The organism is Streptomyces calidiresistens (assembly GCF_014141525.1).
Taxonomy (GTDB): domain Bacteria; phylum Actinomycetota; class Actinomycetes; order Streptomycetales; family Streptomycetaceae; genus Streptomyces; species Streptomyces calidiresistens.
Map to the genome: position 1 here is coordinate 1 of NZ_VKHS01000245.1, position 6,717 is coordinate 6,717.

Sequence of the window (6,717 nt, forward strand, 5' to 3'; positions counted from 1 at the left end):
TCAGAACAGCGTGCTCTCCTCCGGCGCGGCCAGCGCCTCCGTCAGCTCCGGACCGTTGTTGCGCACGTTGCTCACCGCGACGCCGACGGGGTGGGCGTGCATGCCGCCCGGTGGGGGCGGGTCCAGCAGGCCGCGCACCCGCTCGGGGTCGGTGAGCGCCGGGTCCAACCAGGCGTCCCACCGCTCCGGGGGGAGGGCCAGCGGCATCCGGGGGTGGATGTCGGAAAGGCTGCCGGGGCGGTTCGGACCCACGTCGGCGGGATCCACCCCGGGCAGCGGATCGGTCTCCGCCTCGGTGGTGACGACCGTGCACGTCGCCCACCAGGCCCCCGGGTGATCGTCGGGCAGGGTGGAGTCCCGCCAGAACTCGTAGAGGCCGGCCAGCGCCATCACCGAGCCGTCGACGGGGGTGATGTACCAGGGCTGTTTGCGGGAGCGCTTGCGGCGGCCCTTCTCCTCCTCCTTCCGCTCCTCGTGGAAGGTGAGCCACTCGTAGTAGCCGTCCGCGGGCAGCAGGCAGCGGCGGGCCGTGAAGGGCTTGCGGTAGGAGGGCTTCTCGTGCACGGTCTCGGCCCGGGCGTTGATCATCTTCACGCCCACGTCGGGCGACTTGGCCCAGGAGGGAACCAGGCCCCAGCGCAGCGGGCGCAGCTGCCGCACCGGCCCGCCCTCCCCGGTGCCGCCGTCCGCCTCCTTCAGGGGACGCTCCAGCACGGCGGGGACCCGCTTGGTGGGCGCGACGTTCCAGTCCGGGCCGAGGTCGGCGACGTCCTCGGCCAGGTGCCGGATGTCGAAGAGCGCCGCCAACTCCTCCGGCCGGCGGCTGATCGCATAGCGTCCGCACATGTGACCCAGCCTACGCCGGGGGACCGACAGCGCTCGGTCGATCACCCGGATCCGGCACGTCGGGAGAAGCCCGGGCGACCCGCGACGGGGCGGACACGCCGGGGCGGCGGCCCGGGGGTCGTCCTCCCCCGGACCGCCGCGTGGACCGGCGCCGTCCCGGCCGCCGGCCGGTCCCGCCCCCGCCGGTGGCAGGGGGGACGGGACCGGGTCGCGGTGCCGGCGTCACCCGCCCGGGAACGCCGGCACCGCCGGGTCACTCGTCGCCGAACAGGTCGGCGTAGGTGCCCAGGGCCATGGCGATGTCCGCCTGGGCCCAGAACCGGTGGTACTCGAAGACGGGCTCCGGCCCACCGTTGAGGTACGCCTCGACCTTCGGCCAGTCCGGGTCGTCCTCGTAGAAGGACCGGATGGACAGGAAGGTCGAACCGGGCTCGACGACGTCACCGTTGGGCATGGTGCCGCTCCACCCCGGCGGGACGTACACCTCCTCGGCGAACCGGGAGTAGTCGCCGCGGCTCTCGGGGACGGCGATGCCGATGTCGTCGCGGTGCTCCCACAGGGCGTCCAGCAGGCCCTTGGCCGCGTCCCGGGCGGCGGTGTCGCCGGTGGCCGCCGCGTAGAACAGCAGCGCGTTGGCGAGCGAACCGGTGACGCCGACGTCCTGGTTGTGGCCGGTGACGGTCACGCTCAGGCCGTTGTTCGGGCCGGGGTTGTTCGGGTTCCAGTTGTCCGGCTGGCCGGACCACGACAGCGTGGACGGGATGGAGAAGTCACCGTTCTCGCCGATGTGGATCTCGTCCAGGACCCAGTCGACCCACTTGTCCAGGACCTCGCCGGCCATCTCGTCGCCGGTCTCCCAGTAGAGCTCGGCGACCCGCTGCATCGACCAGGCCTGCATGCCGAACCACTGGTTCGACGGCGGGTCCCGGTAGACCGGGGCCTCGTCGTAGAACATGCCGTAGAAGGTGGCGGTGCCGGCCGGCGGGGTGTCGTACGAACCCTCCCAGCTGTTGGTCACGCCACCGGCGATGCCGCCCTCGCGGGACTGCAGCCAGCGGTACAGCTCGACCTGGCGCTGGAGGCTGTTGGCCCAGTCCTGCCGCGCGCTCGGGGAGTTCGGGATCAGGTCGGGGTCGGTGCTCAGCGCGTAGGCGGCCATGGGGTTCTGGTAGCCGAAGTGCGAGTGGCTGCCGCCGATGCGCCAGGCCCAGCCGGCGGACGGGTCGAGCGCGCCGCCCCAGGCGTAGTACCAGGACAGCAGGTAGTGGGCGCTGTCGCGGCCGGTACCGGCCGGGCAGGTCTGGGCGTTGGTGCAGTTGCCCACCCGCTTGAAGTACTTGTCGAACAGGGCGTAGCGCAGGTAGTCACCCATCTGCGCGGCCTTGGCGATGGTGCCGGCGACGGCGGCGCCGTTGCCCTGCTCCTCGGCCCAGCGCTTGGCCCAGAAGGCCGCCTGCACGGCGCGGGCGTCGGCGTCGGGGGCGTTGGTGTAGCGCCACTGCTCGGCGTAGCCGTCGTCCTGCACGTACAGGTCGAGGAAGCCGTTGGGGCCGCCGAAGGAGAAGTCCTCGCAGGACGGGTGCGGGACGGTCTCCCAGACCGACTCCTGGGAGCCGCGCTGGAAGGTGTTGATGAAGGACGGGCCCTCGGTCTCGGGACCGCCGGCGCAGGGGGCGCCCGGCGCGTTGCCGAAGCCGTAGACGTTGTCCACGTCCTGCAGCCAGTGCATGCCGTAGATCTCGTTGGTGCCGTACGTCGAGGACAGCTCGGCGGCCAGCGGGTCCCTGCCGACCGGCACGTTCGACTCGAGCGCCGAGGGGTAGTACGAGGGCTCCGGGTGCTCGGCGGCGTAGGTCGCCGGGCTGGAGGGGTTGTAGAAGCTGTTGGTCGGCTGATCCGCGGTACCGGGGATCATGTACCGCTCCATGGTTTCCCAGGCCTCGTTGAAGGGGCCCCAGTCACCGGTGATCTTCCCGTACATCGCCTGCAGCCAGATGAGGTAGCTGTAGGCCTCGGAGGTCGTCTCGTGACCGTGGTCCGGCGCCTCGACGTTGAGGGTCTCCACCGCGTGGTAGGGGATGCCCTCCTCGGAGAAGTAGCCGTTGGCCGGGTCGGTGACCATGGCGTGCAGTTCGAGGAAGCGCTCCTCGTACTCGCCGGTGGCCCCGCTGAGCAGGGTGACGGTGACGTTCACCGGCTCCAGGCCCGGCGCGGACGCGGTGACCACGGCCGAGCCGCTCGCGGAGTCGGCGGCGGAGACCGTCACCTGCTGCGGGGTGTTCCAGTTGGCCGGGGTGAAGGTCAACGAGGTGCCGGAGGAGACACTCACGCCGGTGTCGCCGGAGCTGCGGGCGACGGAGACGGTGACGTTGCCCTCGGGCTGGTTGGACAGCCGCAGGCCGAAGGTCGCGGTGGAGCCCGGGGCGACGGCGACGGTGGAGGGGGTGGCGACGATGGAGGGGGCGGTGACCTCGTCGCCGCAGACCACGCCGTTGACCCGGAACGAGGTGGGGGCCTCGTTGGTACCGGAGTAGGAGAAGTTGCCGCCGAAGCCGGTGGAGCCGCCGGCCGGGATGACCCGGTTCCAGTCGATGTTGGAGGCGGTGACCGTGCGGCCGGACTGCGACCACTGGGCGTTCCAGCCCTGCTGGAGCTGCTGGTTGCCGGTGTAGTCGTAGGTGAGGGTCCAGCCGTCGATGGCGGTGGACCCGAGGTTGTTGATGGTGATGTTCGCGGTGAAGCCGGAGCCCCAGTCGTTGGTGGTGTAGACGACGTCGCAGTTCAGCTCGTTGGCCTGTGCGGTGCCGTTGAGCGCGGTGGTGAGGGTGAGGGGCATGGCCATCGCGGCGATGGCGGCGACGGCGATCCGCCGGGCGGGGCGTCGTCTGCGCCCCGGTCCGCCGGGCGGCGGCCCTCCGGTGGGATCGGTGGTGCTGCGGAAGCGCATGGACGGTCCCTTCCGTGCGGCTCTCTATGGGGGGTTCCTCCGGGAGGGGCCCCGGGGGGAGGAGCGTGCGTCGGCCGGTCTCGGCTGACGTGAGCATGGAAACCAGTGGGAGCGCTCCCAAGGATCGGGGGAACCCCCGGAAGCGTCAATACTCTTGACGCAAGCTCAGCTCAAAGGCCTGGTTAAGCCCCTGGTGGCCCGTCAATTCTCGAACGACCCCTTGGCGAGGGGCGGTTGTTGCGGCTACCTTCCCTTCAACCAGTGGGAGCGGTTCCACCAGCCAGGCGCCCGGGACGGCGCATCAGAAGACACCTCCTGAGAGGACCGTAATGAGCCGCACCAACCCCCCACCCAAGCGGCGCTTCACGCAGCGCACAGCCATTCTCTCCGCCACCGCGCTGCTCGCGGCCGGTGTCGGGGCCGGCGGCCTGCTGCAGGGCACCGCGTCCGCCAACGCGCTCGGTTGCTCGGTCGACTACGCCACCAATGACTGGGGCTCCGGCTTCACGGCCAACATCACCATCAACAACGGTGGTTCCGCCGCGATCAACGGCTGGACCCTCACCTACTCCTACAGCGGCAACCAGCAGCTCCAGCAGGGCTGGAACGCCCAGTGGTCGCAGTCCGGGTCGAACGTGACGGTCTCCAACCTCGACTGGAACCGCACCATCGCGGCCGGCTCCTCGGTGAGCTTCGGCGGGAACTTCAGCTACTCCGGGACCAACGCGGCCCCGACCTCCTTCTCGGTCAACGGCGTCAACTGCTCCGACGACGGCGGCGGCAACGGCGGCCCCGGTGACAACGGCGGGAACGGCGGCAACGGCGGCAACGGCGGGAACGGCGGCAACGGCGGCAACGAGGGCGGCAACGGCGGGAACGACGGTGGCACCGGCGGTCCCGGTGGCCCCGGCGGTCCCGGCACCGGCCAGCGCGTCGACAACCCCTACGTGGGCGCCGGCGTCTACGTGAACCCGGAGTGGTCGGCCAACGCGGCCTCCGAGCCGGGCGGTTCGGCGATCGCCCACCTCCCGACCGGCGTCTGGATGGACCGCATCGCGGCCATCGAGGGCTCCGGCCAGGCGGGCAACCGGACCATGGGCCTGCGCGAGCACCTCGACGAGGCGGTCGTCCAGGCGCAGGACCACGACAACTTCGTCTTCCAGGTCGTCATCTACAACCTGCCCGGTCGTGACTGCGCCGCCCTGGCGTCCAACGGCGAGCTCGGGCCGGATGACCTCGACCGCTACAAGGACGAGTACATCGGCCCGATCGCGGAGATCCTGTCCGACCCGAAGTACTCGGACCTGCGGATCGTCGCCGTCATCGAGATCGACTCGCTGCCGAACCTGGTGACCAACGTCGGCAACAGCGAGGGCGCCACCGAGATGTGCGACCGGATGCTGGCCAACCGGGGCTACGTCCGCGGTGTCGGCCACGCGCTGGCCACCCTGGGCGCCATCCCCAACGTCTACAACTACATCGACGCCGCCCACCACGGCTGGATCGGCTGGGACAGCAACTTCGTCCCGTCGGCCCGGATCTTCTACGAGGCCGCCAACGCCGAGGGTGCCACCCCGGCCGACGTCCACGGCTTCATCACCAACACCTCCAACTACAGCCCCACCGTGGAGCCGTACTTCAAGGTCACCGACACGGTGAACGGTGTCAGCGTGCGGCAGTCGGAGTTCGTCGACTGGAACGACTACGTCGACGAGCAGAGCTTCGCGCAGGCCCTCCGCCAGGAGCTGGTCCGCCAGGGCTTCGACAGCGGCATCGGCATGCTCATCGACACCTCCCGCAACGGTTGGGGCGGCCCGAACCGTCCCACCGGCCCGGGTCCGATGACCAGCGTCGACGCCTACGTCGACGGCAGCCGGATCGAGCAGCGGTACAACAAGGGCAACTGGTGCAACCAGGCCGGTGCCGGCCTCGGTGAGCGCCCGACCGCGGCGCCCGCGCCGGGGATCGACGCCTACGTGTGGATCAAGCCCCCGGGGGAGTCGGACGGCGCCAGCCGCGAGATCCCGAACGACGAGGGCAAGGGCTTCGACGAGATGTGCGACCCGGCCTACCAGGGCAACGCCCGTAACGGCTTCAGCCCCTCCGGGGCCCTGCCGGACGCGCCGATCGCCGGCCACTGGTTCTCCGCGCAGTTCCGGGAGCTGCTGGCCAACGCCTACCCGCCCGTGAACTGACCTCCGCCGAGGTCGGTGCCGTCGGTGGACCCCCACCCCGACGGTGAAGGGTGAAGGAACCGCCCACTGGTAGCCGGAGCCCCGGTCCCCCACGGACCGGGGCTCCGGTGCGTCCGGACGCGGGGAGGTTCCCTGCCCCGGGGCCCTCGGCCGACCGGCTGCCGCCGTGTCGATCTGCGGGTGTCACACCTCTTTGCGATGCTGGGGAGACAGCCGGGGCCCGGTGGTGCCCCACCGCCGCGCCCCGCCCGGTAGCGGAGGAAAGCGGAGCGTCATGGCAGCGTCGAGTCCCGTGCCCGTCACCACCGAGCCCTACCTGCGGGGGGCGGAGGGCTCGCCCGTGGCGTGGTCGGAGGCCCTGGCCGCCCTCGCCGGCTGCGACTGGTGTTGGCTCTCCACCACCTCCCGGGACGGCGCCCCGCACACCGTGCCGATCCTCGCCGTGGTCACCGGCGGGTTCCCCCACTTCGCCACCGGCTCCGGCACCCGCAAGACCGCCCACCTCGGCGTGGAGCCCCGCTGTGTCCTGGCCGCGCAGGCCCCCGACCTGCACCTGGTGATCGAGGGGGTCGCCGAGCGGGTGGGGGACGAGGCGATGCTGGAGGCGGTGTCCCTCGCCCATCTCGACCGCCACGGCTGGGAGACCGAGGTACGGGACGGCGCGCTGCACGCCCCCGAGGGCGCCCCCACGGCGGGACCGCCGCCCTACCCCGTCTACCGGATCTCCCC

General features: G+C 71.4%; 4 protein-coding genes. 2 read left to right on the plus strand and 2 right to left on the minus strand.

Going from position 1 to position 6,717, the window contains the following annotated elements:
• Entirely contained in the window at window positions 1-846 is an 846-nt protein-coding gene (locus FOE67_RS12240; protein WP_182663492.1) for an SOS response-associated peptidase, read from the minus strand.
• A gap of 253 nt (window positions 847-1,099) precedes the next feature.
• Window positions 1,100-3,793, minus strand: a complete 2,694-nt coding sequence (locus FOE67_RS12245) for a glycoside hydrolase family 48 protein (RefSeq protein WP_182663494.1) — start codon at window positions 3,791-3,793, stop codon at window positions 1,100-1,102.
• Between the two features lie 329 nt (window positions 3,794-4,122).
• Between FOE67_RS12245 and FOE67_RS12250 the strand changes: the two genes are divergently transcribed.
• The gene (locus FOE67_RS12250) at window positions 4,123-5,988 is read left to right on the plus strand and encodes a glycoside hydrolase family 6 protein (RefSeq protein ID WP_182663496.1); all 1,866 of its coding nucleotides are present in this window, start codon (window positions 4,123-4,125) and stop codon (window positions 5,986-5,988) included.
• A 274-nt stretch (window positions 5,989-6,262) separates the two neighbouring features.
• Window positions 6,263-6,717 (plus strand): pyridoxamine 5'-phosphate oxidase family protein (locus tag FOE67_RS12255; protein ID WP_182663498.1); only part of this gene is annotated, 455 nt, incomplete at its 3' end.